At 66.7% G+C, this 26,661-nt stretch carries 24 protein-coding genes, 1 pseudogene and 1 riboswitch; of the genes and pseudogenes, 12 read left to right on the forward strand and 13 right to left on the reverse strand.

The genetic code is table 11. From position 1 onward, the window contains the following. Positions 1 to 125: 125 nt before the first annotated feature. Positions 126 to 1,313: a formate-dependent phosphoribosylglycinamide formyltransferase gene (purT, locus tag ACZK0Z_RS17050; RefSeq protein WP_197632917.1), complete on the reverse strand. Its 1,188-nt coding sequence runs from the start codon at positions 1,311 to 1,313 to the stop codon at positions 126 to 128. 137 nt (positions 1,314 to 1,450) lie between these two features. Between purT and ACZK0Z_RS17055 the strand changes: the two genes are divergently transcribed. From ACZK0Z_RS17055 to ACZK0Z_RS17085, 7 genes are all read left to right on the forward strand, one after another. Further along, a complete protein-coding gene (locus ACZK0Z_RS17055) occupies positions 1,451 to 2,332 on the forward strand; it encodes an SPFH domain-containing protein (protein WP_019659308.1) in 882 nt (293 codons plus the stop codon). Positions 2,333 to 2,376: 44 nt separating this feature from the next. After that, positions 2,377 to 2,556 (forward strand): type II toxin-antitoxin system antitoxin, encoded by a 180-nt coding sequence (locus ACZK0Z_RS17060; protein ID WP_005408543.1) that lies wholly within the window; start codon positions 2,377 to 2,379, stop codon positions 2,554 to 2,556. Then, entirely contained in the window at positions 2,553 to 2,732 is a 180-nt protein-coding gene (locus tag ACZK0Z_RS17065; RefSeq protein ID WP_106549423.1) for a DUF4177 domain-containing protein, read from the forward strand. The genes ACZK0Z_RS17060 and ACZK0Z_RS17065 overlap by 4 nt, the downstream gene beginning before the upstream one ends. Before the next feature lie 2 nt (positions 2,733 to 2,734). After that, positions 2,735 to 4,024: an alpha/beta hydrolase gene (locus ACZK0Z_RS17070; protein WP_336339832.1), complete on the forward strand. Its 1,290-nt coding sequence runs from the start codon at positions 2,735 to 2,737 to the stop codon at positions 4,022 to 4,024. Beyond that, positions 4,021 to 4,614 (forward strand): PH domain-containing protein, encoded by a 594-nt coding sequence (locus ACZK0Z_RS17075; RefSeq protein ID WP_197632916.1) that lies wholly within the window; start codon positions 4,021 to 4,023, stop codon positions 4,612 to 4,614. Before ACZK0Z_RS17070 ends, ACZK0Z_RS17075 begins: the two co-directional genes overlap by 4 nt. A 9-nt stretch (positions 4,615 to 4,623) precedes the next feature. After that, on the forward strand, positions 4,624 to 5,433 hold the full coding sequence (locus ACZK0Z_RS17080; RefSeq protein WP_197632914.1) for a M15 family metallopeptidase: 810 nt from the start codon (positions 4,624 to 4,626) through the stop codon (positions 5,431 to 5,433). Between the two features lie 440 nt (positions 5,434 to 5,873). Further along, positions 5,874 to 7,838 (forward strand): M2 family metallopeptidase, encoded by a 1,965-nt coding sequence (locus ACZK0Z_RS17085; protein WP_197632912.1) that lies wholly within the window; start codon positions 5,874 to 5,876, stop codon positions 7,836 to 7,838. 124 nt (positions 7,839 to 7,962) lie between these two features. Here ACZK0Z_RS17085 and ACZK0Z_RS17090 read toward each other — a convergent pair whose 3' ends face one another. The 3 genes from ACZK0Z_RS17090 to ACZK0Z_RS17100 all read right to left on the reverse strand — a co-directional run bounded on the left by ACZK0Z_RS17090 (position 7,963) and on the right by ACZK0Z_RS17100 (position 10,687). After that, positions 7,963 to 8,355, reverse strand: a complete 393-nt coding sequence (locus tag ACZK0Z_RS17090) for a hypothetical protein (protein ID WP_008265644.1) — start codon at positions 8,353 to 8,355, stop codon at positions 7,963 to 7,965. Positions 8,356 to 8,424: 69 nt separating this feature from the next. Further along, entirely contained in the window at positions 8,425 to 9,321 is an 897-nt protein-coding gene (locus tag ACZK0Z_RS17095; protein ID WP_197620197.1) for a siderophore-interacting protein, read from the reverse strand. A 139-nt stretch (positions 9,322 to 9,460) separates the two neighbouring features. After that, on the reverse strand, positions 9,461 to 10,687 hold the full coding sequence (locus ACZK0Z_RS17100) for a multidrug effflux MFS transporter (RefSeq protein ID WP_049429961.1): 1,227 nt from the start codon (positions 10,685 to 10,687) through the stop codon (positions 9,461 to 9,463). 301 nt (positions 10,688 to 10,988) lie between these two features. Further along, a riboswitch (glycine riboswitch) is annotated at positions 10,989 to 11,091 on the forward strand. A 62-nt stretch (positions 11,092 to 11,153) separates the two neighbouring features. Here ACZK0Z_RS17100 and gcvP point away from each other — a divergent pair. Continuing rightward, on the forward strand, positions 11,154 to 14,021 hold the full coding sequence (gene gcvP, locus ACZK0Z_RS17105) for an aminomethyl-transferring glycine dehydrogenase (protein ID WP_049429962.1): 2,868 nt from the start codon (positions 11,154 to 11,156) through the stop codon (positions 14,019 to 14,021). Between the two features lie 92 nt (positions 14,022 to 14,113). Here the strand turns inward: gcvP and ACZK0Z_RS17110 are convergent, their stop codons facing one another. The 3 genes from ACZK0Z_RS17110 to ACZK0Z_RS17120 all read right to left on the reverse strand — a co-directional run bounded on the left by ACZK0Z_RS17110 (position 14,114) and on the right by ACZK0Z_RS17120 (position 16,837). Next, the gene (locus tag ACZK0Z_RS17110; protein ID WP_005418291.1) at positions 14,114 to 14,524 is read right to left on the reverse strand and encodes a VOC family protein; all 411 of its coding nucleotides are present in this window, start codon (positions 14,522 to 14,524) and stop codon (positions 14,114 to 14,116) included. Positions 14,525 to 14,664: 140 nt separating this feature from the next. Next, the gene (locus tag ACZK0Z_RS17115) at positions 14,665 to 16,032 is read right to left on the reverse strand and encodes an amino acid permease (RefSeq protein ID WP_197632910.1); all 1,368 of its coding nucleotides are present in this window, start codon (positions 16,030 to 16,032) and stop codon (positions 14,665 to 14,667) included. A gap of 82 nt (positions 16,033 to 16,114) precedes the next feature. Next, positions 16,115 to 16,837, reverse strand: coding sequence for a helix-turn-helix transcriptional regulator (locus ACZK0Z_RS17120; RefSeq protein WP_049429965.1), 723 nt, complete (start codon positions 16,835 to 16,837; stop codon positions 16,115 to 16,117). A 105-nt stretch (positions 16,838 to 16,942) separates the two neighbouring features. Here ACZK0Z_RS17120 and ACZK0Z_RS17125 point away from each other — a divergent pair. Next, a pseudogene (locus ACZK0Z_RS17125) lies at positions 16,943 to 17,152 on the forward strand (hypothetical protein); the annotation flags it as partial. Between the two features lie 162 nt (positions 17,153 to 17,314). After that, the gene (locus ACZK0Z_RS17130) at positions 17,315 to 17,950 is read left to right on the forward strand and encodes a hypothetical protein (RefSeq protein WP_197620203.1); all 636 of its coding nucleotides are present in this window, start codon (positions 17,315 to 17,317) and stop codon (positions 17,948 to 17,950) included. A 59-nt stretch (positions 17,951 to 18,009) separates the two neighbouring features. Here ACZK0Z_RS17130 and ACZK0Z_RS17135 read toward each other — a convergent pair whose 3' ends face one another. Further along, positions 18,010 to 20,139, reverse strand: coding sequence for a methyl-accepting chemotaxis protein (locus tag ACZK0Z_RS17135; RefSeq protein ID WP_197632906.1), 2,130 nt, complete (start codon positions 20,137 to 20,139; stop codon positions 18,010 to 18,012). Positions 20,140 to 20,374: 235 nt separating this feature from the next. Between ACZK0Z_RS17135 and ACZK0Z_RS17140 the strand changes: the two genes are divergently transcribed. Together ACZK0Z_RS17140 and ACZK0Z_RS17145 are read left to right on the forward strand one after the other, a co-directional pair. Then, the gene (locus ACZK0Z_RS17140) at positions 20,375 to 21,334 is read left to right on the forward strand and encodes a L,D-transpeptidase family protein (RefSeq protein ID WP_197620205.1); all 960 of its coding nucleotides are present in this window, start codon (positions 20,375 to 20,377) and stop codon (positions 21,332 to 21,334) included. 4 nt (positions 21,335 to 21,338) lie between these two features. Next, positions 21,339 to 22,013 carry a M23 family metallopeptidase gene (locus ACZK0Z_RS17145; RefSeq protein WP_197620206.1) on the forward strand — a complete coding sequence of 225 codons (675 nt, stop codon included), beginning with the start codon at positions 21,339 to 21,341 and terminating at the stop codon, positions 22,011 to 22,013. On the opposite strand, the gene ACZK0Z_RS17150 is transcribed toward ACZK0Z_RS17145, so the two are convergent. The 5 genes from ACZK0Z_RS17150 to hflK form a co-directional block, all read right to left on the reverse strand. Continuing rightward, the gene (locus tag ACZK0Z_RS17150; RefSeq protein WP_197632905.1) at positions 21,949 to 22,611 is read right to left on the reverse strand and encodes a hypothetical protein; all 663 of its coding nucleotides are present in this window, start codon (positions 22,609 to 22,611) and stop codon (positions 21,949 to 21,951) included. The two genes, ACZK0Z_RS17145 and ACZK0Z_RS17150, sit on opposite strands and share 65 nt — an antisense overlap. A gap of 127 nt (positions 22,612 to 22,738) precedes the next feature. Then, positions 22,739 to 24,031: an adenylosuccinate synthase gene (locus tag ACZK0Z_RS17155; protein WP_142806544.1), complete on the reverse strand. Its 1,293-nt coding sequence runs from the start codon at positions 24,029 to 24,031 to the stop codon at positions 22,739 to 22,741. 318 nt (positions 24,032 to 24,349) lie between these two features. Further along, positions 24,350 to 24,535: a DUF2065 domain-containing protein gene (locus tag ACZK0Z_RS17160; protein WP_049427618.1), complete on the reverse strand. Its 186-nt coding sequence runs from the start codon at positions 24,533 to 24,535 to the stop codon at positions 24,350 to 24,352. 69 nt (positions 24,536 to 24,604) lie between these two features. Further along, complete coding sequence (gene hflC, locus ACZK0Z_RS17165; protein ID WP_010482785.1) at positions 24,605 to 25,468, reverse strand: protease modulator HflC; 864 nt, start codon at positions 25,466 to 25,468, stop codon at positions 24,605 to 24,607. Next, positions 25,465 to 26,598, reverse strand: coding sequence for an FtsH protease activity modulator HflK (gene hflK, locus ACZK0Z_RS17170; protein ID WP_197632903.1), 1,134 nt, complete (start codon positions 26,596 to 26,598; stop codon positions 25,465 to 25,467). Before hflK ends, hflC begins: the two co-directional genes overlap by 4 nt. Positions 26,599 to 26,661: the final 63 nt, after the last annotated feature.

Here is a 26,661-nt window from a genome sequence, read left to right on the forward strand (position 1 = left end):
GAGCCGAGCCCACGCTCGGCTCCCGCGCGCGGCGCGGATTGAAAAGCAGCCGAGCGTGGGCTCGGCTCTACAGAAGAATCGCTCAGCGCAGGGAAAGCCGCCGGGCGTGGCCCGGCGCTACCGCTTTATGGACGCAGTTCGACGCCGATGGCGTCGGCGGCATCACGCGCGATGGCTCGCGCTTCGTCGATGGTCTCGGCGCGCGCCAGGGTCACGCCCACGCGGCGATGACCATGCACGCTCGGCTTGCCGAACAGGCGCACCGCGGTATCCGGCACCTGCAGCGCAGCTGCGACGTTGTTGAAGTACGGCACGCCCTCACCGTGCGCCAGCAGCGCGCACGAGGCCGACGGGCCGCTCTGGCGGATCACCGGGATCGGCAGGCCGAGGATGGCGCGCGCATGCAGCGCGAACTCACTCAGCTCCTGCGATACCAGGGTCACCAGACCGGTATCGTGCGGGCGCGGCGACACTTCGCTGAACCACACTTCGTCGCCCTTCACGAACAGCTCGACACCGAACAGGCCCCAGCCACCGAGGTCGTCGGTGATCGCGCGCGAGATCTCTTCCGCGCGCGCCAGTGCCGCGCTGGACATCGGCTGCGGCTGCCAGCTTTCGCGGTAGTCACCGTCCTTCTGCAGGTGGCCGATCGGTGCGCAGAACGACGTCCCGCCAGCGTGGCGCACGGTCAGCAGGGTGATCTCGTAATCGAAATCGATGAAACCTTCGACGATGCAGCGGCCAGCACCGGCACGGCCACCGGTCTGCGCGTAGTCCCAGGCCGGGGCGATGTCCGCCTCGCTGCGCAGGGTACTCTGGCCCTTGCCCGAGGACGACATCACCGGCTTGACCACGCACGGCAGGCCAATGGCGGCCACCGCGGCGCGGTACTCGGCCTCGGTATCGACGAAGCGGTACGGCGAGGTCGGCAGGCCCAGGGTCTCGGCGGCCAGGCGGCGGATGCCTTCGCGGTCCATGGTCAGGCGCGCGGCGCGCGCGGTCGGGATCACCCGCAGGCCCTGCTCCTGCTCCAGCTGCACCAGGGTCTCGGTGTGGATGGCCTCGATCTCCGGCACTACCAGGTGCGGCTGTTCCTGGGCGATCAGCGCGCGCAGCGCCATCGCGTCCAGCATGTCGATCACGTGCGCGCGGTGCGCAACCTGCATGGCCGGCGCATCGGCGTAGCGGTCGGCCGCGATCACTTCCACGCCCAGCCGCTGCAGCTCGATGGCCACCTCCTTGCCGAGTTCGCCCGAGCCCAGCAGCAGCACGCGGGTGGCGGAGGGGGACAACGGAGTTCCAAGCTTGGCCATGGCGGTTCCAGCAGCGATGTGAAGGCGGGTGGGCATTCTAGCTGGCCGGGCACCCGGACCATGGCATCCGACGGACGGTAGTCGACAAGTGATATCACTTTGATATCTTAATTCCGAACCCTCAAGGACGTACCGCCATGAAAGAGAAGTCGCTTGCCTCCCTCAACGGCCTCGGCACCCTGGCCGGATCCCTGCTGGCCGCGCTGGCCGGCGGCGCGCTGTTCGTGCTGGGGGTGGCGGCCAAGGCCAGCACCGGCTCGCCCAACCTGCTGCTGATGCTGGCCGGCGTGCTGGTGGTCGCTGCCGCAGTCTTCATCCTGGCCGGCCTGTACACCATCCAGCCCAACCAGGCGGCAGTGCTGAGCCTGTTCGGCAAGTACGTCGGTACCGTCAAGGACAACGGCCTGCGCTGGAACAACCCCTTCTACGCCAAGCGCCGGGTCAGCCAGCGCGTGCGCAACTTCGAGAGCGGCAAGCTGAAGGTCAACGAGCTGGACGGCAGCCCGATCGAGATCGCCGCCGTGATCGTCTGGCAGGTGGTCGACGCCTCCGAAGCGGTCTACAACGTGGACGACTACGAGAGCTTCGTACACATCCAGTCCGAATCCGCGCTGCGTGCGATGGCGACCAGCTATCCCTACGACCAGCACGAGGACGGCCAGCTGGCACTGCGCAGCCATGCCAGCGAGATCTCCCAGCACCTGAAGAACGAGCTGGCCGAACGCTTGGCCGATGCCGGCGTGCAGGTGATCGACGCGCGCATCAGCCACCTTGCCTACGCCGCCGAGATCGCCCAGGCCATGCTGCAGCGCCAGCAGGCCAACGCGGTGATCGCTGCACGCACGCGCATCGTGGCTGGTGCCGTCGGCATGGTCGAAATGGCCCTGGCCGAACTGCAGAAGAACGGCGTGGTTGAACTGGACGAGGAACGCAAGGCGCACATGGTCAGCAACCTGCTGACCGTGCTGTGCTCGGACCGCGGCACCCAACCGATCGTCAACGCCGGTTCGCTGTACTGAACCACCCTCGCAACGGGCGCCCCACCGACCCGCCAGGAGTTTTCATGAGTGAGAAGAAGGCCTATCCGCTGCGCATCAACGCCGAGGTCCTGGCCGCGGCACAGCGCTGGGCTGACGACGAGCTGCGCAGCCTCAACGCGCAGATTGAATACGTGCTGCGCGACGCACTGCGCAAGGCAGGACGCCTGCCAAAACCCACGCCATCGCCGGAGGACAAGGAATGAGCACGCGCTGGAGTTACCAGACGATCGAAGTGAAGACCACGATGATGGGCGTCCTGAAGGCCGAGGACATCCAGAGTGAACTGACCCGCCAGGGCCAGCTGGGCTGGGAACTGGTCAACATCATCATTCCGGCGCCGATGCGCCCGGCCATGCTGGTCTTCAAGAAGGAACAGTAGCCATGTCGCGCCATCGCAGATTGCTCATGCTGTCACTGGCCCTGCTGAGCTGCCCGGCGATCGCCGCCGAACCGCAGCAGATCGCCAACCGCCTGCTCGATCACCTGCAGGCCGGGCGCGTAGCCGAAGCGGAAGCGATGTTCACGCCGCAGATGGCCCAGGCCGTGCCCGCCGAGAAACTGGGCGCCTTGTGGAACTCATTGGGCACACTGCAGGATCGCGGCGCCATCCAGGTGAATACACGACAGGACATGACGCTGGTGGTGGTACCACTGAAGTTCGCCAGCGGCCGCGTCAATGCGCAGGTAGCGGTGGATGCACAGGACAAGGTGGCCGGCCTGATGCTGCGGCCCGCTGCGGCCGACAAGGCACCACCGCCGCCGGCCGATGCCACCTACAGCGAAGTGGACTTCAGCATGCCGCAGGCGCGCGGCGCCCTGCCCGGCACCCTGGCACTACCGAAGGGAAAAGGCCCCTTCCCGGCGGTGGTGCTGGTGCATGGTTCGGGTCCGCAGGACCGCGATGAGACGATCGGTGGCAGTCGCCCGTTCCTGGATGTTGCCCGCGGCCTGGCCGCCCAGGGCATCGCCGTGCTGCGCTATGACAAGCGCACCCTCGCCCGCCCGCAGGATTTCGCCAACGACCACTTCACCGTCGATGACGAAACCACGCTGGATGCCGAGGCCGCGCTGGCCAGCCTGGCTGCGGCCCCGCACATCGACCGCAAGCGCGTGTTCGTGATGGGGCACAGCCAGGGCGGCATGCTCGCCCCGCGCATCGCCACTCGCTGGCCACAGGCACGCGGCGCAATCCTGTGGGCTGCGCCCGCACGCACGCTGCTGGAACTGTTGCCGGAACAGAACCGCTACCTGATGGCACTGGATGGCAGCATCAGCGCGCCGGAACAGGCCTTCCTCGACCGTCTTGACGCGCAGATCGCGGCGGCGCGCAGTGATGCACCCGCGCCAGCGAGCGAACTGCCACTAGGCGTTCCGCAGTCGTTCTGGAAGAGCGTGGAGGCGGTCAACGCACGGGCCGATGCACAGGCCCTGCACAAGCCACTGCTGATGCTGCACGGCGGCCGCGATTTCCAGCTACCCGATGCCGACTGGGCGCTCTGGCAGAAGGCACTGGCCGGCCGCAGCGATGTGCAATGGCGCGCGTATCCGGCACTCAACCACATCGGCATTGCCGGCAGCGGTCCCAGCTCGCTGCAGGAATATGCACAACCGGGCCATGTCGATGCGACGCTGATCGATGACGTGGCCACCTGGATCAAGGCGCAGCGATGAGCGGCAGCGATCCGAATCGCTTCGATGTGGCGGAGAGCTCGCCGTTCCGCGTGCTCTGGGTGGTGCTGCCCCTGCTGCTGGCCTTCGCCATCAGCGTCTACGCGCAGCTGCACACCACCCGGGCCGACGCACCGTGGATGGAGGTGACCCTGTCGCCGCCGTGGTTCCGCATGGGCGGCAGCGCGGCATGGAGCCTGGCGGTGATCGCCGCGCTCGGCATCGGGCTGGGCCTGGCCTTCTTCAGGCGCCGGGTTGAGTTCGATGGCGACATGCTGGACGTGCGTTCAACGATGTACCGGCGACGGGAGCCGGTGGCGCAGCTGCGCCTGGACCAGGCCGAGGTGGTCGACCTCGGCCGCGACCGGCGCTATGGCATCCGCTTCAAGACCAACGGTTATTCGATGCCCGGCTTCCATTCAGGCCACTTCCGCCTGCTGGGCGGCGGCAAGGGCTTTGCCCTGGTCACCGACCGCAGCCGCGTCCTGGTGCTGCCGGTACGCGATGGCAGCGCGCTGCTGCTCAGCCTGGACCGGCCACAGGCGCTGCTGGAGGCACTGCGCAAGGTGGCCGCACCAGCACCACAGCAGTAAGCTGGGGCGATGCAACGACGCCCGCCCCTGCTGATCAATACCGAAGCCATCGAGCTGTGGCCCGCCGATCTGCTGCGCGCACGCAGCAATGCCGATGCACGCCTGCTGGCACAGGCGCAATGGGTGCTGCGGCGCAAGCGTGATGGCCGTTACCTGGCGGCAGTGCTGGCGCGTGGCGTGCATTCGCTGGTACCGCGCCTCCCGCGCGAGCCCGGTGTCGAGGACGCTCTGGCGCTACTGGATGCACGCAATGCGCGGCCGTTCGCCACGTCACTGGAAGATCAATGGCTGCCACTGGCCGGGCTGCAGCAGCGCCTGCAGCAGCTCGGCCTGGACCCGCAGCGTTACGCCGACGACAGTGGCCTGCCGCTCGAACCCGAACCCTGCCTGCTGCACTTCGCCGGCCGTGATCGTTTCGCTCGCCCCCTTTGGCTGCGCCGCGACGCCGCACAGGGCTGGCGACGCATGCGCCTGCACGCAGCGCAGGATGGCATCGCACTGGATGCCATCTCCGGCTTCCGCAGCCACGCCTACCAACTGGGCATTTTCGAACGGAAGCGCGCGCGCGGCCTGAGCGTGGCGGAGATCCTGAAGGTCAATGCGGCGCCGGGCTTCAGTGAACATCACAGCGGCTACGCGCTGGACATCGGAACACCGGGCGATGCGCCGGCCGAGGAATCGTTCGAAGTGACCGCCGCATTCGCGTGGCTGCGGTCGCACGCGGGCGGTCATGGCTTCCAGCTGAGCTATCCGCGCGACAACCCGCACGGCATCGTCTACGAACCGTGGCACTGGTGCTGGAAGCCGGCCAAAGGCTGAGCTCCTCGCGGCGGTCGGAAGGCGAAATTCATGGAGCTGTCCGGGTGGGTGGGCTGCGCAGGGTACGCCGCAAGCACGTCCCTGCAGGCTCGGTTGACGCATCCATGCGGTTCATGCCCCCGTCAGCGGACCCAACCCGCCTTCGACAGTTTTCCGCGGCCTGTTGGGACGACCGTGGGGTCGGATACGTTTATCGAAGGAAAACCGATCCGACACCATTCTTGTTTGTCGATACCTGACAGATGTGTCGACCAAGGTCGACACCTACCCACAGCACACGGAATCTGTCGGAGGTGGGGCAGTGTTGCTGTTGCTTCGGCCTTTGCCGTTGCTTGAAGGCCTCTGCGGGTGCCGGGCGCCGCCCGGCCGACTTCCGCCACTTGCGGTGGCAGCGCCTGCCCACTAGCCTTCGGCCGTCGTTCACCACCCAAGGACCGCCCGTGAAACACCGTCATCTCCTGCTGGCCTCGGCAATCGCCGCCGCCACGCTGGCCCTGGCCGCCTGCAAGAAGGAACCCACCCCAGGCACTGATACCGCCAGCAGCAGCGCTCCGGCCGGCGAAACCGCCGACCAGTTCGTGGCCCGCATCAATGCCGAATTCAAGGCCGCCTACCCGGAGATGACCTCGGCGCAGTGGCTGTCCTCCACCTACATCAACAGCGATTCCGAACGCATCGCGGCCAAGGCCAACGAGCGCTCGCTGACCCAGCTCAACAGCTGGATCGAGCAGGCCGCCAAGTTCGATGGCAAGCCGATGAGCGAAGACAGCAAGCGCGCCATCCACCTGCTGAAGCTGATGTCCTCGATGCCGGCGCCGCGCGACCCGGCCAAGCTGGCCGAGCTGACCCAGATCGCCACCCGCATGGAAGGCAGTTACGGTGCCGGCAAGTACTGCACCGATGCCAATGATCCGAACTCCTGCCGCCAGCTTGGCGAGCTGGAGCAGGTGCTGGCACGCAGCCGCGACTACGACAAGCAGCTCGATGCGTGGCAGGGCTGGCACAGCACCACCAAGAGCATGCGCGGCGACTACCAGAAATTCGTCGGCCTGGTGAACGAAGGCGCCAAGGGTATGGGCTTCACCGATGCCGGCCAGATGTGGCGCAGCGGCTACGACATGCCGCCGGAGCAGATCGGCCCGGAAACCGACCGCCTGTGGGAGCAGGTCAAGCCGATGTACGAGCAGCTGCACTGCTACGCACGCGGCAAGCTGGACAAGACCTACGGCAAGGACAAGGCCGAAGTGGGCAACGGCCTGATCGCCGCGCACCTGCTGGGCAACATGTGGCAGCAGGACTGGTCGAACCTGTGGGACCAGCTGGAACCGTACCCGGGCGCCGGTAGCCTGGACATCACCGCGGCGCTGGAAAAGCAGTACCAGACCAACCTGAGCGCGGCGCTGGCCAAGGCCGGCAAGGACGCCAACGTCACCGCGCAGTACAAGGCGCAGCGCGAGGCCGAACTGCGTACCGCCAAGCAGATGACCGAGCGCGCGCAGGACTTCTACGTGTCGCTGGGCATGCCGTCGCTGCCGCAGTCATACTGGGAAAAAACCCAGTTCATCAAGCCCGATGACCGCGACGTGGTCTGCCACGCCAGCGCCTGGGACATGAACATGGAAGGCGATGTGCGCACCAAGATGTGCATCAAGCCGAACGAAGAGAACTTCACCACCATCTACCACGAGCTGGGCCACATCTATTACGACCTGGCCTACAACCCGCTGCCGCCGCTGTTCCAGGGCGGTGCCAATGATGGCTTCCATGAAGCGATCGGCGACACCATCGTGCTGGCGATGACGCCCAAGTACCTCAGCTCGATCGGCCTGGTCGACGCGCCGACCGAGAGCCGCGAGGCGGTCATCAACAACCAGATGCGCATGGCGCTGTCCGGTGTGTCGTTCCTGCCGTTCGGCCTGATGATTGACCGTTGGCGCTGGGGCGTGTTCGACGGTTCCATCACTGCCGACAACTACAACAAGGCGTGGTGGGACCTGAAGGCCAAGTACCAGGGCGTGGCCCCGGCCAGCACCCGTGGCGAGGAGTACTTCGACCCGGGCGCGAAGTACCACGTGCCCGGCAACACCCCCTACACCCGCTACTTCCTGGCGCGCATCCTGCAGTTCCAGTTCTACAAGGGCCTGTGCGACGCGTCGGGCTACAAGGGCCCGCTGCATGAGTGCACCTTCTACGGCAACAAGGAAGCCGGCCAGAAGTACTGGGCAATGCTGAGCAAGGGTGCCAGCCAGCCGTGGCAGGCCACGCTGAAGGAGCTGACCGGTACCGACAAGCTCGATGCCGGCCCGATGATCGAGTACTTCACCCCGGTCAACGAGTGGCTGAAGCAGCAGAACGAAGGCCAGATGTGCGGCTGGCAGGCCAACGCGGCCCCGGCGGCGAAATGAGGAAAAGGGCGGGTCCGCAAGGATCCGCCCCTTTCCATGTTGTAGAGCCGAGCCATGCTCGGCTGTTTTTCAAGCGTGCTGCATGGCAAGCCGAGCATGGCTCGGCTCTACAGCATGCGTGCGATCAGCTGTTCTTCTTCGCCGCCATCGCCGCGGCCAGCTCGGCCTTGAACTCCTCGAAGGTCTGGCCCTTCTCCTTGGCTTCGGCCTGTGCGGCATCGCGCAGTGCGTCGGAGTACATCAGACGTACTGGCGTGCCATTGCGTTCGTGCAGCTCACCGGCCTGCATGATCAGCGCCAGCACCTGCGCAGCGCTCTCGCTATGGCCGGCAATGCGTCCATCCATGCCCAGCACCCATTCGCCGTCGCGGCGCACGACACCGGCCAGCAGGGTGCGCTGTGCATCGCGCAGTTCCGCATGCGGCTCCACCGGCGAGGCTTGGGCAGCGGCCTTGTTGGCGGCCTGCTTTTCCTGGCGACGGCGCTGGTCGCGGCGGGTCTTGGAGCTGGTGGACATGGTGCGGTACCGCTGCGAAAGGGGGGCGCAAGGATAGCGCACCCCGCCCACCACGCCGCTTCACGCCCCTCAGTCCAGCACTTTGCCGTGCCGCCAGTAGCCCATGAAGGTGATCGCGCGGCGGTCCAGCCCGCAATCGCGGACCAGATGGCGACGGATCGCCATCACCGCTCCCGCCTCGCCTGCCACCCAGGCATACAGCGGCCCGGCCACGCTGGCATCCGCCTGTTCCCAGAGGATCTGCGCGTCGACATCGATCTCCTCCAGTTCGTCACCGACAGACACCGCCGAGACCGCTGCCAGCCGCGCCTGGACCGCCTGCAGCAGCGGCTGGCCGTGGGCCGCCTGACCACGCGGCAACCAGACCAGCTCGGCCGTGGACGGCGCCTTCAGCGGCACCGCGTCGCCGGCCTGCGCCACTTCCAGCAGCGCCAGCGTGCGTGGCGGATCGGCCAGCGCGGCCAGTTCCTCGAGGATGCCAGCCACTGCCGGCAGCGCGGTTTCATCCGCCACCAGCAGCACCTGGCCGACACCCGCCGGCGGTTTCCATTCCCAGCCTTCGCTGCTGTCGGCACAGTCGGCATCGGGGGCCAGCAGCACTACGCGGTCGCCCGGCCGCGCGTGGATGGCCCAGCGCGAGGCCGGCCCCGTCTCGCCATGCAGTACGAAATCAACGTCGACCTCGCCCTGCTCGGCACGCAGCTGGCGGATGGTGTAGGTGCGCATGGGCGGGCGCTGATCGTCCGGCAGCGCCCGGTAGCGCGGATACCAGTCCTCGCCGCTGGGCACCTGCGGCACGTCCTGGCCGGGCAAGGGGAAGAACACCTTGATGCGCTGGTCCGGGCCTTCGGTCTTCATCCGCGCCACGTCGGCACCGGTGAACACCATGCGGTCCAGGGAAGGGGAAAGAACGCGGCGCTCTTTCAGCGCCACCTCGAACAGGCGGTAGGTCTGCTGCGCAGCCATGGGAACCTCATGCAACGACATCGGATCGGCTGGCTGTCGTGCATCCACGCACCGGCTGGCTGGAGTCCCCAGCCTAGTCCGGTCATTCCTCGCCGCAAGCCTTTCGGGCATCGCGGCCCGCCCTACCCCTGCGCGCTGCTCAATGGTCCGTGCAGGCTGCCTGCGCCGCGCGTTCACGCTGGTGTTCCCAGTACCAGAACACGAAGCCGGCAGCGAAGAACGCGGCCTGCCCCAGCGCCAGGTGCAGCGGGCTGGCACTGAGCAGCGGCGACACCACGCCCGCCACCACCGTGCTGATCATCAGCTGCACGAAGGCCTGCAGCGACGACGCCAGGCCACGCTGGTGCGGGTACATGTCCAGCACCGCCAGGGCCAGGATGGGGAAGATCAGCGACATGCCCATGCCGCCCAGGAAGATCGGCAGCACCGCCCACGGCAGCACGAACTGCGGCGACAGCGCCACGTAGCCGACATTCAGCAGCGCCGACAGCGCGCACAGGCTGAAACCGATGGCGACCTGGCGTGTGGGCGTGGTGTGCCCGGCCATGCGCCCGGACAGGAACGAGCCGGTGGTCATGCCGCCGATGGTGGGGATGAACAACCACGCGAAACCGCCCTCGCCCAGGTGCAGGTGCTGCATCACGAACACCGGCGCCGAGGAGATGTACAGGAAGATGCCGCCGAAACCGATGCTGCCGGCCAGCGCCAGGCGCAGGAAGCGCGGGTTGAAGCCGATGCGCACGTAGTCACGCAGCAGCACGCGCGGCGACAGCGGCACCCGCGCCTCGACCGGATGGGTTTCCGGCAGGAAGCGCGCGGTGGCCGCCAGCAGGACCAGTGCGAACACCACCAGGAACCAGAAGATCAGCGGCCAACCTGCGCCACTGAGCAGGATCCAGCCACCGATGATCGGTGCGATGGCCGGGGCGATGCCGAACAGCATCGACACCTGGCTCATCAGCCGCTGGGCATCGTGGCCGTGGTACAGGTCGCGGATCACCGCGCGGCCGACGATCATGCCGACACCTGCCGACAGGCCCTGCAGCGCGCGGAACGCCAGCAGCGTGCTCAGGTCGGTGGACAGCGCACAGCCGACCGAGGCGCCGACGAACACCACCAGGCCGCCCAGGATCACCCGCTTGCGGCCCCAGGCATCGGACAGCGGACCGTGCGCCAGGCTCATCAGGCCGTAGAACAGCAGGTACACGCTGATGGTCTGCTGCACCGCCACCTCGTCCACCGCCAGGCGCTGGGCCAGCTGCGGGAACGCCGGGAAGATGGTGTCGATCGAGAACGGGCCGAACATGGCCAGGCCGGCAAGCAGCAGGGCCATGCGGCGGGTGGAGGGGGCAACAGCGGCGGTCATGGAGGAAACGTCCGGCAGGGCCATGCGGGGCAAGCACGGCGGGCGCCGGTCCCGCAGCAACGGGGACGGCGCCAGATGAATTCGGGTATCCGCCCATCATAGGTGGGGATTGCGCTTGATGCCATGCAGCACTGCACAAAACGCACGGCCGGGCCATCGGCCATTCAGGCGCGGCGGTCAGGGGGCGGAGGCGGCCGCCGCGCCCGCAACGGGCTATAATCAGCGGGCAACACGGTGGGAGAAGCGGAACACCGCTGCCGAAGGCGCAACGCCCGTAATCGCTCAGGCCCGATACCACCCGTAACACAACTCTGGAGAGACCGGTTCGATCCGGCGCCGAAGGGGCACGAAGCTGCGGTTTTCCGCGCTTTTAAACTCTCAGGCAAAAGGACAGAGGGGCGCCCCGCAGACCGCCGACCGGCGGCTTGTGCCCGTGCGTGTGCCCTTTCCTGACGGATCCTTCGCCATGTCCCAGAACACCCCTTCCCTGCGTGAGCTCGAGCACCACAACGCGTTCGTCGAGCGCCACATCGGCCCCAATGACGCCGAGATCGCGCAGATGCTCGACGTCGTCGGCCACGCGTCGCTGGATGCGATGACCGATGCCATCGTGCCGGCCAAGATCAAGTCGCCGGCGCCGCTGGCGCTGCCGGAGTCGATGACCGAAGTGCAGGCACTGGCGAAGATCCGTGCGATCGCCGACAAGAACACCGTGCTGCGCAGCTTCATCGGCCAAGGCTACTACGGCACCCACACGCCGAACGTGATCCTGCGCAACATCCTGGAAAACCCGGCGTGGTACACCGCCTACACCCCGTACCAGGCGGAAATCTCGCAGGGCCGCATGGAAGCGCTGATCAACTTCCAGACCCTGTGCGCCGACCTGACCGGCATGGAAATCGCCAACGCCTCGCTGCTGGACGAAGCCACCGCCGCTGCTGAAGCGATGACCCTGGCCAAGCGTTCGGCCAAGTCCAAGTCGGACACCTTCTTCGTGCACGACGCCGTGCATCCGCAGACGCTGGAACTGCTGCGTACCCGCGCCGAGCCCATGGGCATCGTGCTGCGCGTCGGCACCCCGGCCGAAGCGCTGGAAGCGGAAGCCTTCGGCCTGCTGCTGCAGTATCCGGATACCTTCGGCCAGGTGGGCGACTACAAGGCGCTGGTCGATGCCGTGCACGCACGCGGCGGCCTGGTGGCCGTGGCCACCGACCTGCTGGCCCTGACCCTGCTGGCCGCCCCGGGCGAATGGGGCGCGGACATCGTGGTCGGCAACAGCCAGCGTTTCGGCGTGCCGTTCGGCTTCGGTGGCCCGCACGCCGCCTTCATGGCCTGCCGTGACGCCTACAAGCGCTCGATGCCGGGCCGCCTGATCGGTGTTTCGGTCGATGCCCAGGGCAACCCGGCCTACCGCCTGACCCTGCAGACCCGCGAGCAGCACATCCGCCGCGAGAAGGCGACTTCCAACATCTGTACCGCGCAGGTGCTGCTGGCGGTGATGGCCTCGATGTACGCCGTTTACCACGGCCCGGAAGGCCTGACCCGCATTGCCCGCCGCACCCATCGCCTGGCCTCGATCCTGGCCGCAGCGCTGCGCAATGCCGGCGTGCAGGTCGGTGGCGATTTCTTCGACACCCTGCATGTCACCGGCGTGCATGCCGATGAGATCCATGCCAAGGCGCGCGCCGCCGGCTACAACCTGCGCGCGATCGACAGCGACTCGGTCGGCATCAGCCTGGACGAAACCACCACCCGCGCCGACATCGTTGCCGTGGCGGCCGTGTTCGGTGCCTCGCTGGACGTCGACGCGCTGGATGCCAGCACCGCCGACGCGCTGCCGGCCGGCCTGCTGCGCCAGTCCGCGTTCCTGACCCACCCGGTGTTCAACACCCACCACAGCGAGCACGAGCTGCTGCGCTACCTGCGTTCGCTGGCCGACAAGGACCTGGCGATGGATCGCACGATGATCCCGCTGGGTTCGTGCACCATGAAGCTCAACGCCACCGCCGAGATGATTCCGGTGACCTGGCCGGAGTTCTCGCAGATCCACCCGCTGGTGCCGGCCGACCAGGCGCTGGGCTACAAGGAACTGATCGACACGCTGGAAGCGATGCTGGTCGAATGCACCGGCTACGACGCAGTCAGCCTGCAACCGAATTCCGGCGCGCAGGGTGAGTACGCCGGCCTGCTGGCGATCCGCGCCTACCACCGCTCGCGCGGCGAGGGCCACCGCGACATATGCCTGATCCCGGATTCGGCACATGGCACCAACCCGGCTTCGGCGCAGATGTGCGGCATGAAGGTCGTGGTGACCAAGACCGACGCCAACGGCAACGTTGACGTCGAGGACATCCGCCTCAACGCCGAGAAGTACAGCGACCGCCTGGCCGCGATCATGATGACCTACCCGTCCACGCACGGCGTGTTCGAGGAAGAGGTGGTCGAGATCTGCGAGATCATCCACAAGCACGGCGGCCAGGTGTACACCGACGGCGCCAACATGAACGCCCTGGTCGGCGTCGCCAAGCCGGGCAAGTGGGGTTCGGACGTTTCACACCTGAACCTGCACAAGACCTTCTGCATCCCGCACGGCGGTGGTGGCCCGGGCGTCGGCCCGTGCGCGGTCAAGGAGCACCTGGCCCCGTTCCTGCCGGGCAAGCTGGGTGACAACGGTCCGGTCGGCATGGTCAGCGCCGCCAGCTTCGGCAGTGCATCGATCCTGCCGATCAGCTGGATGTACATCGCGATGATGGGCCGTGAAGGCCTGCGCAAGGCCACACAGGTCGCGCAGCTCAACGCCAACTACATCGCCAAGCGCCTGGCCCCGCACTTCAAGACCCTGTACACCGGCCGCAACGGCCTGGTGGCGCATGAGTGCATCCTGGACGTTCGTCCGCTGGAGAAGACCAGCGGCATCGGCGCCGAGGACGTGGCCAAGCGCCTGATCGACTTCGGCTTCCATGCCCCGACCCTGAGCTTCCCGGTGGCTGGCACGCTGATGGTCGAACCGACCGAGAGCGAGTCGCTGCACGAGCTGGACCGCTTCATCAACGCGATGATCCAGATCCGCGAGGAAATCACCGCGATCGAAGACGGCCGCCTGGACCGCGAGGACAACCCGCTGAAGAACGCGCCGCACACCGCGACCGCGGTGACCGCCAGCGAGTGGACCCACGCCTACCCGCGCGAACTGGCCGCCTTCCCGCTGGCCAGCCTGAAGCAGAGCAAGTACTGGCCGCCGGTGGCCCGCGTCGACAACGTGTATGGCGACAAGAACGTGATGTGCGCCTGCATCCCGGTCGATGCCTACAAGGATGATGAAGTCGAGGCTTGATTCCTCGCTGCATCGGTAAAGAGAACGGCCCGCGCAAGCGGGCCGTTTTCATGAGGGTGTGTGGACCAAGGTCCACACCCACAAGCATCCGATCACGGGTCCGGCATCTGCCCCAGGCTCAGCTGCCACGACACGCCGAAGCGGTCCTGCACCCAGCCGTAGCGGTTGCTGAAGTCATAGTCGCCCACCGGCATCAACCAGTGCCCACCCTCGCCCAGCACGCGCGCGGCGCGCTCGAACTGCTCGGCACCGGAACACTCGACGAACAGCGAGATCGATGGGCTGAAGGTGAAGTCGTGCACGTCCAGGCTGTCGAAGCACAGGTAGTGGGTGCCACCCAGCAGGAAGATGGCCTGGCGGACCTGCCCAGGCACACCGGCACCGGCGCCCTCGGGGTGGCGCTGCAGGGCAAGCAGGCGGAAATCGGCGAAGGCTTCGGCGTACAGGGCCAGGGCGGCCTCGGCCTGGCCGGTGAACATCAGGAAGGGACGGCTGCGCAGCATGCGGTACTCCCGGTCGACGGGCCGGTGACGGCCCACGCAAGCAGGATTACACGCCGAATGTATGCCCTCTGTAGAGCCGAGCCCATGCTCGGCTGACATCTGCCCGAACGGCAGCCGACCGTAGGGTCGGCTCTACGGGATCACGCCTCGCGCATGCGCCGGGCGATGGCACTGCCGGCCGCGATCGTAGCGGTCAGTGCCACCATCGACAGGAACTGCAGGCGGGTATGCGACTCGCTCAGCAGCAGGCCGAAGATCAGCGCCAGGATGCCCAGCGCGCACACCGTCAGCCACGGGAAACCGGCCATGCGGAACGGCAGGCGGGTGCCCAGGCGATCGGCGCGGCGGCGCAGCACCAGCTGCGAGACCAGCGACAGCGTCCACACCAGCAGGCAGGTGGAACCGACGATGTTCAGCAGCACCGGCAGCACCCGGTCCGGGAACAGCAGTTCCATCACCGTGGCGGCGAAACCGAACAGCACGCTGGCCAGCACGGCAATGACCGGCACCTGGCGCGGGTCGGTCCAGCCCAACACCGCCGGCGCTTCACGACGCTGCGCCAGCGAGTACATCATGCGCGAGGCGCCGTAGAGATTGGCATTGAGCGCCGACAGCAGCGCGATCACCGCGATCAGGGTGATGGCGGTGCCCGCGCCCGGGATGCGGGCGATATCCAGCACCGCAGCGAACGGCGATTTCAGCGCCTCGCTGGTCCACGGCACTACGGCGATGATCACGCTCAGCGAGCCGATGTAGAACACCAGGATGCGCCAGGCCACGGTGCGGATGGCGCGGGCGATGCTGCGCTCCGGATCTTCGGTTTCGGCCGCGGCCACGGCCACGATCTCGGTGCCCCCGAAAGCGAACACGACAACCAGCAGCGCCGCACCGATGCCGGCCAGGCCCTTCGGGGCGAAGCCACCATGTTCGGTGAAGTTGCTCAGGCCCGGTGAGGTCACCTGCGGCAGCCAGCCCATCAGCAGCGCCACGCCGATGGCAATGAAGGCCAGGATCGCCGCGACCTTGAGGATGGCGAACCAGAATTCGAACTCGCCGAAGTTCTTCACCCCGAGCAGGTTGATCGCAGTGAAGAACAGCATGAAGGCCAACGCCGCCATCGGTACCGGTACCGCCGGCCAGACCGTGGCCAGCAGCCCGGCCGCGCCCACTGCTTCGGCAGCGATCACGATCACCAGCTGCACCCACCACAGCCAGCCCACGGTGGCGCCGGCGGTGGCGCCCATGGCATCGGCGGCATACACCGAGAACGCGCCACTGGTCGGCTTGGCCGCCGCCATCTCGCCCAGTGCGTTCATCACGATGATCACCAGCGCGCCGGCCACCAGGTAGGACACCAGCACCGCCGGACCGGCCGCCTGCACGCCCACGCCCGAGCCGAGGAACAGCCCGGCGCCGATGGCGCTGCCCAGGCCCATCATGATCAGCTGGCGGGGCTTGAGCGAATGTCCGAGGCGGGACGGCGAAGCGGTCGGAATCGAGTTGGGCATCGGCGGGGCTGGCGGCGGGCTACAGGGGCGACACCTTACCCTGTCCCATGCCCGCGGGGATAGGCACAGCGCAGCAGGCCACTCAGGCCAGTGCGGGCTCGCCGACGTTGCCGCCGATACGGGCGCGGTAGGCGCGCGGCGAGAAACCGGTTTCAGCCTTGAACTTGCGGGTGAAGGCGCTCTGGTCGCTGAAACCGCAGGCCTGGCCGATGCTGGCGATGCTCTCGTCACCGTGCAGCAGGTGCATGGCCATCTGGATCCGCAGCCGGGTCAGCACCTGCTGCGGGGTCATCTGGAACACCTTGCGGAAGCTGCGCTCCAGCTTGGACAGCGAAAAGCCGGTGATGTCCAGCAGGGTCTGCATGCGCACGTTCTCGGCGTAGTGCGCGTTGAGGTGGGCCAGTGCCAGTCGCAGCTGTTCGTACTGGGTACCCAGACTGTCCTTCTGGCCAAGGTCACGGGAAATGCCGATCAGCCCCTCGATGGCCCCATCGACCACCAGCGGGCGCTTGCAGGTCAGGCACCAGCCCGGTTCGCGGTTGGCGAACAGGTGCAGCTCCATCAGGTTCTCGATCACCTCGCCGGACAGCACGCGGGCGTCCTGGTCGACGTAGTCCGCGCTGAGGCCGGTCGGGTAGATTTCGGCCGCGGTGCGCCCGATCACGTCCTTGCGCGCGCGCAGGCCCAGCCGCCGCAGCATGGTCTGGTTGACGTGGGTGTAACGCCCCTGGAGATCCTTGATGAAGAACAGCACATCCGGGATGGCGTCGAACAGGGCTTCGATGTCGGCGGGCTCGACTCGCATGCGGCAAGCATAGCCGAGGCCCCTTGCCGGTGCGATCACCCTTGCGGGACTTGCGCTTAACGCTGCCAGGTCCACCGTGAGGCCAGTTCCTGCCGGAGACCGGTCATGCCCCGCGGTGACAAGTCCGCCTATACCGAAAAGCAGAAGCGCCAAGCCGAGCACATCGAGGACAGCGAGCGCGAGCGTGGTGCCAGTAAAAGCACCGCCGAACGCATCGCCTGGGCCACCGTGAACAAGCAGGATGGTGGGGGCAAGCGCAGTAGCAGTGGGCGCAAGGCGGCGAAGAAGGCGACCACCAAGAAGTCACCCGCCCGTAGTTGACACCCACGATGACCGTTCCGGCCCTTGTGCCCGAACTCGCCGATTGGCTTGCACCACCCGCCGGAAGGTCAAATCATTGGAGACGCCGATCCTGGAGCCCTCAGAAATCCTGAACCTGCACGGGATCGGACCTGCCAACCCGTACTCTTGGTCCACATGAATCCAGAAACGCTGCTTGATGCTTTCCAGAATGCACACAACGAATACTTCCATCTGCTGATGAAGCATTACCCGTCTGGCAGAAAGCAGGGCCATGACGACGAATTCGGGGCACCCCGGCTCTACGAGCTTGCAGTGGAGGTTCATGCATGCTCGATTGCATTGGGCCCAACGCCATTGAAACGATTGTGTGCGCTGGGGCTGGAGCAACTCTACCCATTCGACAATCCCGTGGATATCTACACGTGGCGAGTCGAAGTAAGACAAAAGAAGATCCCGCACACTCTATTCGCATCAATTGCCATTCGGATCGATTCCGAACTTGCCAGAATGCGTCGGCTACTCGAACTGACGCCAGATGCGCTGGTCAACGAGCTTCTGCCCGACCGGCAGTTCCTGCGTCACAGCGGCGAACCATTTTTCCCCGAATCCAAGGCTGAAGCGACGGGTACAGCACCTGCGTCAATGGACAATGCCGCCTTGGGGTCGGTGATGTACGTCGGCAGTATCCACGTGAACTCGGCACCAGAGCATCAAGCCGTGAACAAGCTGGAACGCCTGGAGAAAACCACGGCCATCGGCTCGCACTCATCCACCATCATCAATGCGATTCGGCTGTTCTTCGGCACCTAGCATTGGCATGAACAATCCAAATGCGCGCGCTGGAGCCACTCCAGCGCGCGAGCCATTCATCACGCGGCGGACTTTGACCGCATAGACCTGTCCTGCACTTCACCTTCCACCTTGAACACCGACACCGACGTGGTCAGTGCATGCGCCTGCTCCTCCAGCGCGCGGCTGGCCGCGGTCGCTTCTTCCACCAGTGCAGCGTTCTGCTGGGTCACCTGGTCCATCTGCACCACCACCTGGTTGACCTGCTCGATACCGGCCGCCTGTTCCTTGCTGGCCGCTGCGATGTCGCTCATCAGCTGGGTGGTGCGCGAGCTGGCCTGGGCCACGCGCGCAATGGCGGCTTCGGATTCAACGGTGACCGCCAGGCCACTCTTCACCTTGGCAGCGGCGTCTTCGATCAGTTCCTTGATCTCTTTGGCGGCCACGCCGGCACGCTGCGCGAGCGTGCGCACTTCGCTGGCAACCACGGCAAACCCACGGCCCTGCTCGCCCGCACGGGCGGCTTCCACCGCAGCATTCAGCGCCAGGATGTTGGTCTGGAACGCGATGCCGTCGATCACCGTGGAGATCTCCGAGATGCGTGCCGATGACTGATCGATCTCGCCCATCACCGATGCCATCTGTGCCATGGCCTGCTCGGTCTCGCGCACTGCGGCACCGGCGGCATGCGCTTCGCTGTCGGCCTGACGGGCCAGCTCGGCATTCTGGCGCACGGTGGAGGTCAGCTCCTCCATCGATGCTGCGGCCTCTTCCAGGTTGGCGGCCTGCTGCTCGGTGCGGCGCGACAGGTCGTTGTTGCCGGCGGCCAGTTCCTGCGCTGCGTTGTTGATGCTGTCGGCGGCCACCTGGATGCCCCGCACGATGCCGGTCAGCTGCGCGGTGGTTGTGTTGGCGTCGTCGCGCATGCGCGCGAACACACCGTCGTACTCGCCCTCCATGCGCGCGGTCAGGTCGCCGTGCGAGATTGCACGCAGCACGTCGGAGACGTCGGCGATGCTGGCCTGCGAACTGGCCATCATGCCGTTGAGGTGCTCGACCATCGCCTTGAACTGGTACTGGAACGCTGCGGCATCGCCACGCATGCTGAAATCACCGGCGCGTGCGGCGCGGGCCAGTTCATCGATCTGCGCGTTGATCGCCATCAGGCTCTGCTTCACCGCCGCCAGGGTGCGGGTCAGTGTGCCCTTCTCGCCCGGGTAGTCCGGCAGATCACGGCTGAGGTCACCGATGGCGTAGCGCTGCATCACCTCGGCCATCAGCAGCTCAACCTGCACGTGCGATTCGACCAGGCTGTTGGTGGCCTGCACCATGCGGCCGAAATCACCGGGGAACGCACTGGCATCCATGCGATAGCGGATCGCACCGGCCTCATGCTGTTCGGCCATCTGCAGCTGCGCGCCGATCGCCGCCTGCACGCTCTGCCGCACGCTGGCCATCGCCTCGCCCAGCTGGGTCAGTTCGTCACGGCCACCAAGGCGGAACTCCTGGTCCAGTTGGCCCTTGGACAGGCGCTCGGCCAGGTTCACCGCGCGGGCCAGCGGGCCGGTCAGGCTGCGGCCGATCATCACCGAGGCACCGATGCCCACCAGCAGCGCGACGCCGCCCAGCACCAGCAGCTGCAGCAGGCTGCGCTCGCCCAGCCTGATCGCCTCGGCGGCTGCATCGCGGCTTTCCTTCTCTTCGAAGTCCACGCCATCGGACAGCGCCTTGTTCCAGCCATTGGCGGCTTCCTGCACCGGGCCCAGGGTCAGCGCCACGGCGCCCGGGTAGTCACCCTGCTCCATCAGTTCGCTGGTCTGCTTGTTGAGCGGGCGCGCGACGGCACGCTTGGCCGCGATGGTTTCCGCGATGGCCTTGCCCTGGGCGTCGCTGGGCAGCGCCTGGTAGGCGGTCCAGCTGGCCTCGTAGCGCTTGACCAGATCGGCGATGCGCTGCTCGTCGTGTCCGCGATCTTCGCCCTGGCGGATCAGCATCTCGCGGCGCACCACCATCATCTGGTTGTTGGTATCGAGCATCTGCGACAACAGACGCACCTTGGCCACGCTGATGTCGACCACCTTCTGCATCGCGCGCTTCTGCACGACACTGGCGGTGGCGCCGGTGGCCACCACGGCGGCAACCAGCAACAACAGCAGGCCAAAGCCCAGCCCAAGACGCCAGGCAACCCTGACATTCCTCAAGTAGTTCATCGGTACATCCAAAACGGGGGGATGCGCCCCTATCGGCCGTGCCGCCGGCATTCTTGACCGGCAACATGCACGGGCGTCGGCAGCCGTTCACCTTGGTGATGCCACGCACTACGCTTCTGCGACAAGGGCCCGGGCCACGCCAGGGCTGCCCTGCTCATGCCGGCATCAGGATGCTTTCACGGGGGCTGCGCAGCCTCTGCGGGCAGGGTGGAGCTGCCATCTGCCGGAGACCTCCATGCCCGTACACCGCCCTGCCCTGCTCGCCCTGTCCTTGCTGGTGTCTCCCGCCTTCGCGCAGGTGCCGCCGCCGGCCCAGCTGCCGGAGCCCATTGCCGAGAAGGCCGGACCCGATACCGCGGCGCGCTCGCCGCTGCACGCCCAGGTGCTTCTGGATCGCGCCAATTTCTCCCCGGGCGAGATCGACGGTGAGGTCGGCAGCAATCAGCGCCGCGCGGTGTCCGGTTTCCAGGCCGCACACGGGCTGACGGTGACCGGTGAGCTGGACGATGCCACCTGGAAAGCACTGCAGGCCGATGCGACCACACCGCTTGCCAGTTACACATTGACCGCCGATGACGTGGGAGGCCCGTTCCAGCCGGTCCCGAAAGGACCGGCCGCCCAGGCCAAGCTGAAAGCACTGGGCTACAGCAGCGTCGAGGAATCACTGGGCGAGCGCTTCCATGCCTCGCCGGCATTGCTGAAGGCACTCAACCCCGGCGTCGATCTGGCCAAGGCCGGCAACCGCATCCAGGTGCCCAACATCGCACCGGGGGCGTTGCCGAAGGCGGCCAGGATCGTGGTCGACAAGTCCGATTCCACCCTGCAGTTGCTGGATGCGCAGGGCAAGGTGATCGCGCAGGTGCCGGTCTCTTCCGGCAGCCAGCACGATCCGCTGCCGATCGGCGAATGGAAGATTCTCGGCGTGTATCGCGACCCGCCATTCCATTACAACCCCAAGCTGTTCTGGGATGCGCGCAAGGGCGACAAGAAGGCCACGCTGCCGCCCGGTCCGAACAATCCCGTCGGCCGGGTCTGGATCGATCTGTCCAAACCCCACTATGGCCTGCACGGAACGCCGGTGCCTGGCCATGTCGGCAAGACCGAATCGCATGGCTGCGTGCGCATGACCAACTGGGATGCGCTGCGTGTGGCCGATGCGGTGGATACCTCCGTTCCCGTGGTGATGCAGGAGTGAGCCGATGCGTCTTTCGCAGCTGATCGTGCTGGGCGTGCTGCTGGGTGTGGGAGTGGGCTGGTGGCTGCGCCGCGATGTGGGTGAACCGGTGGCCGTTGTGGCGCCCGCATCGCAACCAGCGGTGGCTGCTGCACCGGCGAAGGCGTCGGCAGTGCCGCACGTGAATGCTCCAGCATCCGCATCCTTGCCAACGTCAGCCAGCGCCAGCGATGCACCCGTGGATCTGCTGCTGCCGGTGCAGGGGGTACTGCCCTCGCAACTGCGCGACACCTTCACCGATGCACGCAGCGAGGGCCGCGTGCACGATGCAATCGACATCATGACCGATGCCGGTACGCCGGTGCTGGCCGTGGCCGACGGCACGGTGGAGAAGCTGTTCGACAGCAAGCGCGGTGGGCTGACCATCTACCAGTTCGAGCCCAGCGGACGCTGGTGCTACTACTACGCGCACCTGCAGCGCTATGCCGATGGCCTGGCCGAAAAGCAGGTGATCAAGCGCGGCGAGGTGATCGGTTATGTGGGCAGCACCGGCAATGCCAGCGCGGAGGCCCCGCACCTGCATTTCGAAGTACACGTACTGGGGCCGGAGAAGCAGTGGTGGAAGGGGGAATCGATCAATCCGTATCCGCTGCTGAAATCGGCTGCTTCGACGCCCGGCGCTGCCAGCGCCGCAAGGTGAACGTGAACACCGCCAACGCGCCCCCAGGAATCAGCAGGAACAGTGCCGCCACCTTCCAGAAGAAGAACGGCCACAGCCAGACGTAGTCCAGGTCGGTCAGCTTCAACAGGTCCAGTGGGGGCTGCAGTTCGATCACGGCCGCCCTGCCCGCCAGCGCCGGGTCCACCTCCAGCACGGTTACCCGCAGCCATGAGCGTCCGCGTGGCAATGCATCGCCGCGGCCATAGCCGAAGTAGGACGCCGTGAGGCCGCTGGATTCAACCGATGCCAGCCTGCGGTTGATGCCCTGCCCGGCCACGCCCGAACGCTCTCCCGCGCGGAAGTCTCCATGATCGGTGGGAGTATCGATGCGCAGCAGAACTTCAGGGTCAGCCTGAGTACCGTCCGCGGCATAGCGCAGTCGCAGCCGCAGTTGGTCATCGATGAAGCGGTAGACGGTGACCTCGGCCGTCGCGCCGGGGCTGAGCAGCAGCGGCAGGGTCTGGGTACGCGAGGCCCGATGGTTGGCGATCGCGCCGAGCGCCAGAACCGCGCAGGCGATGCCCCACAGGCTCCACAACACCCACAGGGTGACCCGCACCACGGTCTCGCCTTTCACGCTGACATCCTGGTCATCGCTTCGCTTCCTCGCCGGCACTGGCGACACAGTAACGAAAAAGCCCCGCGTTCGCGGGGCTTCTTCTTTCTGCGACGCCAGGCATGGCCCAGCGCTACCGGTCACTCACTCAGGCGAACGGATCCTGCAGGACCATGGTGTGGTCGCGGTCCGGGCCGGTGGAGACGATGCTGATCGGGCACCCGGCCAGCTCTTCCAGCGAACGCAGGTAGGCACGTGCGGCCGGCGGCAGGTCGTCCCAGTGGGTGATGCCGTGGGTGTTCTCGCTCCAGCCCGGGAACTCCAGGTACACCGGGGTGCACTCTTCCCAGCCCTGCGCGTCCAGCGGCGCGTACTCGGTGCGCTTGCCGTTGTATTCGTAGGCGATGCAGACCTTCAGCTTTTCCATGCCGTCCAGCACATCCAGCTTGGTGATGCACAGGCCGCTGATGCCGTTGATGGCCACGGCGCGCTTCAGCGCGACGATGTCCATCCAGCCGCAACGACGCGGACGGCCGGTCGAAGCACCGTACTCGGCGCCGCGGTCACGGATGCCCTGGCCGACTTCGTCGTCCAGCTCGGTCGGGAACGGGCCGCCGCCGACGCGGGTGGCGTAGGCCTTGGCGATACCCAGCACATAGTCGATCGAATCGGCGCCGACGCCGGAACCGGCCAGCGCACCACCGACGGTGGTGTTGGAGCTGGTGACGTACGGGTAGGTGCCGTGGTCGATGTCCAGCAGCGCGCCCTGCGCACCTTCGAACAGCACGCGCTTACCCTGCTTGCGCAGGTCGTGCAGGATGCCGGCCACGTCGGACTTCATCGGCTGCACGTATTCGCCGAAGGCCAGCGCTTCGTCGAAGGTCTTCTGGAAGTCGACCGCATCGGTGTTCAGGTACTTGGTCAGCACGAAGTTGTGGTAATCCAGCGCGGTGCGCAGGAGTTCTTCCAGCTGCTTCGGGTAGTGCAGGTCAGCGATGCGGATGCCGCGACGCGCCACCTTGTCTTCGTAGGCCGGGCCGATGCCACGGCCGGTGGTGCCGATCGCCTTGCCGCCGGCAGCGCGCTCGCGCGCCTGGTCCAGGGCGATGTGGTACGGCATGATCAGCGGCGCGGCCGGGGAGATCTTCAGGCGCGAACGCACTTCCACACCGGAGGCTTCCAGCTCGGCGATTTCCTTCTGCAGTGCGGCGGGCGAGATCACCACGCCGTTGCCGATCAGGCACAGCGCATCGTCACGCAGGATGCCCGACGGGATCAGGTGCAGGACGGTCTTCTTGCCGTTGATTACCAGGGTGTGGCCGGCGTTGTGGCCGCCCTGGAAGCGCACGACGGCGCCGATTTCCTCAGTGAGCAGATCGACGATCTTGCCCTTGCCTTCATCGCCCCACTGGGCACCCAACACTACGACAGACTGACCCATGACGGGCTCCTCGATTTGTTGCGGCCATCGGGGCCGCGGACGGGTAAACCGTGGCGGGGCTGGCCAGCACCTGCAAGGCGGCTCCAAACGGGGAGCGGCCGGCGATGGAAGGCCCAGACACGGAAAAAGCCGAACGGGGAGGCCCGTCCGGCTTTTGTGCATTATCCGGGTTTCCGGGGTCGGGTGCCACCTTTCCGACGGACGGCTTCACCGGCCGGTCAGGCCGGCGTCTCATGTAGAGCCGAGCCCATGCTCGGCTGCCTTTCCGCCGCTGCGCGGCGCCGCCCGAGCATGGGCTCGGACGCTACAGGGCGGGGTTCAGTGCCGTGCCCACCACAGCAGGCTCAGGCCGGCCAGCAGCACCAGCCCGCCGAAGCTGCGCAGGGCCGGGCTCGGCATGTCCAGCAGGCGCTCGGCCATGCGCTTCCAGGCGAACGGTGCGACGAACAGGAACAGGCCTTCCAGCACCGCCACCAGGCAGACGGCGGCGAACAGATCTTTCATGGGGGGGACTCCGGAAAAAACACGGGGCCCGGCATTCAGCCGGGCCCCGTGGGGTAACGCCCTGCGACCTCAGCGGTCGTTCTTCAGGTACTGCAGGAACGGGTCGTTCTTGTCCAGCACGATCACGCCGTTGCCGTCGGTCATGGAGCCACGGTAGGCCTCCAGGCTGCGGTAGAACGCGTAGAACGACGGGTCGGCCGAGCCGGCCTTGCCGTAGATGCGGGCGGCGTCGGCATCGCCTTCACCGCGCAGGCGCTGGGCATCACGCTCGGCCTCGGCGATCAGTACGGTGCTGTCACGGTCGGCCTGGGCGCGGATGGTCAGCGACTGCTCCTCGCCCTCAGCGCGCAGCTTGGCGGCTTCCTGCTTGCGCTGGGCGCGCATGCGCTCGTACACGTCGTTGATCACCTGGCTGTCGGTCGGCAGGTCCACCTGCTTGATGCGCAGGTCGATCATCTGCATGCCCAGGCCGGCCACGGCTTCGTTGATCCCCTTCAGCTGCTCGGCGATCAGCTCGCTGCGGTCGCCGGAAACCAGCTGCTGCAGGGTGCGCGAGTTGATCTGGTTGCGCAGCGAGTCGGTGATGATCGGTGCCAGACGGGCATTGGCGATACGCGGATCGCCGCCGGTGGCACGGAAGTAGTCACCCACGTTGGAGATGTAGCCGATGGCGAAGAAGTCGACGCTGACGTCCTTCTGCTCAGCAGTGAAGTAACGCGCCGGGGCGGTGTCGAGCACCTGGAAGCGGCGGTCGAAGACTTTCACCGTTTCCACCACCGGCACCTTGAAGTGCAGGCCCGGCTTGATGTCCGAACGCACCACCTTGCCCAGGTTCAGCACCATGGCGGTCTGGTCCTCACGGACCACGTACACCGAGCCGAGCAGGCCCAGCACCACCGCCACGATCACGGCGATCCAGATAGGACTCTTCATCGGCTGCCCTCCTCACGGCCGCTCGGTCGCCCGGTCGGGCGGCCCACCGGCCGGCCCGGATCACGGGACTGTTCCACCGCTGCGCCCGGCAGCGACGGCATCACCACCTCCGGGTTGGTCACCCCCGGCGGGGCCGAGGTGGTGGGACGGGTATCGCCGGTCATCGGCACGTAGATCAGCTGGCGGCCATCGCCACCGATCACCTTGCGGTTCTCGCTCAGCACCTGCTGCACGGTCTCCAGCCACAGGCGCTTGCGGGTCACTTCCGGGGCGTCCTTGTACTGGGCCTGCAACAGGCTGAAGCGCTGCGCGTCACCCTCGGCCTTGGACACCACGGCCTGCTTGTAGCCTTCGGCGGTGGTACGGGCACGCGAGGCCTGGCCTCGGGCTTCCGGCACGACCTTGGCGGCGTAGGCCTGGGCTTCGTTGATCAGGCGTTCCTTGACCTGCTGGGCGCCATTGACCTCGTCGAAGGCCGGCTTGACCTCTTCCGGCGGACGGGCGTCCTGCAGGGTCAGGCCGGTCACGGTCAGGCCGGTCTTGAACGCCTTCAGCAGCGCCTGCAGGCGCTCTTCGGCGGCCACGGCCAGCGGGCCACGGTTGTTCAGCACGGCGTTGAGGTCGGCGCGGCCGACTTCCTCGCGCACCGCGCTCTGCGCCGACTGCTCCAGCACCTGGTTGGCATCCACGGTGCCGAACAGGTACTGCTGCGGGTCGTCGATGCGGTACTGGACGTTCAGCGAGACGTTGACGATGTTCTCGTCGCGGGTCAGCACCGGCACCTGGATCGAGAAGGTCTTGATCTCGGTGGCATTGACCTTGGTGACCGATTCGATCGGCCACGGCAGCTTGAAGTTCGGGCCGGGCTGCAGGATGCGCGAGAACTGGCCGAAGCGCAGCACCACGCCACGCTGCTGTTCGCCGATCAGCTGGAAGCTGGAGAACAGCACCAGCAGCACCACGGCCGCCACCACCCAACGCACGAAGCCGCCGTCGAACAGGTCCTTCAGTGGTCCGGGCAATCCGCCCCAGCCACCACCATTGCCACCGCCGCGTGACCCGAACGGCCCGCGTCGATTGTCCTCGGGGCCTTGTCCGCCCTTGTTGCCGCCGGGTGTATTCCAGGCCATGCACGCTCCATCAAGATTTGGGCTGCGGCACGGGCCCTTCCCGCACCGCCAGCCGTGAAACCA

It is taken from the genome of Stenotrophomonas sp. 116085_Sma, assembly GCF_056479585.1.

What these genes read in the sequence shown, in the direction of transcription:
- purT (WP_197632917.1), bottom strand. Translation starts at nt 1,313, where the DNA reads ATGGCCAAGCTTGGAACTCCGTTGTCCCCCTCCGCCACCCGCGTGCTG.
- ACZK0Z_RS17055 (WP_019659308.1), top strand. Translation starts at nt 1,451, where the DNA reads ATGAAAGAGAAGTCGCTTGCCTCCCTCAACGGCCTCGGCACCCTGGCC.
- ACZK0Z_RS17060 (WP_005408543.1), top strand. Translation starts at nt 2,377, where the DNA reads ATGAGTGAGAAGAAGGCCTATCCGCTGCGCATCAACGCCGAGGTCCTG.
- ACZK0Z_RS17065 (WP_106549423.1), top strand. Translation starts at nt 2,553, where the DNA reads ATGAGCACGCGCTGGAGTTACCAGACGATCGAAGTGAAGACCACGATG.
- ACZK0Z_RS17070 (WP_336339832.1), top strand. Translation starts at nt 2,735, where the DNA reads ATGTCGCGCCATCGCAGATTGCTCATGCTGTCACTGGCCCTGCTGAGC.
- ACZK0Z_RS17075 (WP_197632916.1), top strand. Translation starts at nt 4,021, where the DNA reads ATGAGCGGCAGCGATCCGAATCGCTTCGATGTGGCGGAGAGCTCGCCG.
- ACZK0Z_RS17080 (WP_197632914.1), top strand. Translation starts at nt 4,624, where the DNA reads ATGCAACGACGCCCGCCCCTGCTGATCAATACCGAAGCCATCGAGCTG.
- ACZK0Z_RS17090 (WP_008265644.1), bottom strand. Translation starts at nt 8,355, where the DNA reads ATGTCCACCAGCTCCAAGACCCGCCGCGACCAGCGCCGTCGCCAGGAA.
- ACZK0Z_RS17095 (WP_197620197.1), bottom strand. Translation starts at nt 9,321, where the DNA reads ATGGCTGCGCAGCAGACCTACCGCCTGTTCGAGGTGGCGCTGAAAGAG.
- ACZK0Z_RS17100 (WP_049429961.1), bottom strand. Translation starts at nt 10,687, where the DNA reads ATGACCGCCGCTGTTGCCCCCTCCACCCGCCGCATGGCCCTGCTGCTT.
- gcvP (WP_049429962.1), top strand. Translation starts at nt 11,154, where the DNA reads ATGTCCCAGAACACCCCTTCCCTGCGTGAGCTCGAGCACCACAACGCG.
- ACZK0Z_RS17110 (WP_005418291.1), bottom strand. Translation starts at nt 14,524, where the DNA reads ATGCTGCGCAGCCGTCCCTTCCTGATGTTCACCGGCCAGGCCGAGGCC.
- ACZK0Z_RS17115 (WP_197632910.1), bottom strand. Translation starts at nt 16,032, where the DNA reads ATGCCCAACTCGATTCCGACCGCTTCGCCGTCCCGCCTCGGACATTCG.
- ACZK0Z_RS17120 (WP_049429965.1), bottom strand. Translation starts at nt 16,837, where the DNA reads ATGCGAGTCGAGCCCGCCGACATCGAAGCCCTGTTCGACGCCATCCCG.
- ACZK0Z_RS17130 (WP_197620203.1), top strand. Translation starts at nt 17,315, where the DNA reads ATGAATCCAGAAACGCTGCTTGATGCTTTCCAGAATGCACACAACGAA.
- ACZK0Z_RS17135 (WP_197632906.1), bottom strand. Translation starts at nt 20,139, where the DNA reads ATGAACTACTTGAGGAATGTCAGGGTTGCCTGGCGTCTTGGGCTGGGC.
- ACZK0Z_RS17140 (WP_197620205.1), top strand. Translation starts at nt 20,375, where the DNA reads ATGCCCGTACACCGCCCTGCCCTGCTCGCCCTGTCCTTGCTGGTGTCT.
- ACZK0Z_RS17145 (WP_197620206.1), top strand. Translation starts at nt 21,339, where the DNA reads ATGCGTCTTTCGCAGCTGATCGTGCTGGGCGTGCTGCTGGGTGTGGGA.
- ACZK0Z_RS17155 (WP_142806544.1), bottom strand. Translation starts at nt 24,031, where the DNA reads ATGGGTCAGTCTGTCGTAGTGTTGGGTGCCCAGTGGGGCGATGAAGGC.
- ACZK0Z_RS17160 (WP_049427618.1), bottom strand. Translation starts at nt 24,535, where the DNA reads ATGAAAGATCTGTTCGCCGCCGTCTGCCTGGTGGCGGTGCTGGAAGGC.
- hflC (WP_010482785.1), bottom strand. Translation starts at nt 25,468, where the DNA reads ATGAAGAGTCCTATCTGGATCGCCGTGATCGTGGCGGTGGTGCTGGGC.
- hflK (WP_197632903.1), bottom strand. Translation starts at nt 26,598, where the DNA reads ATGGCCTGGAATACACCCGGCGGCAACAAGGGCGGACAAGGCCCCGAG.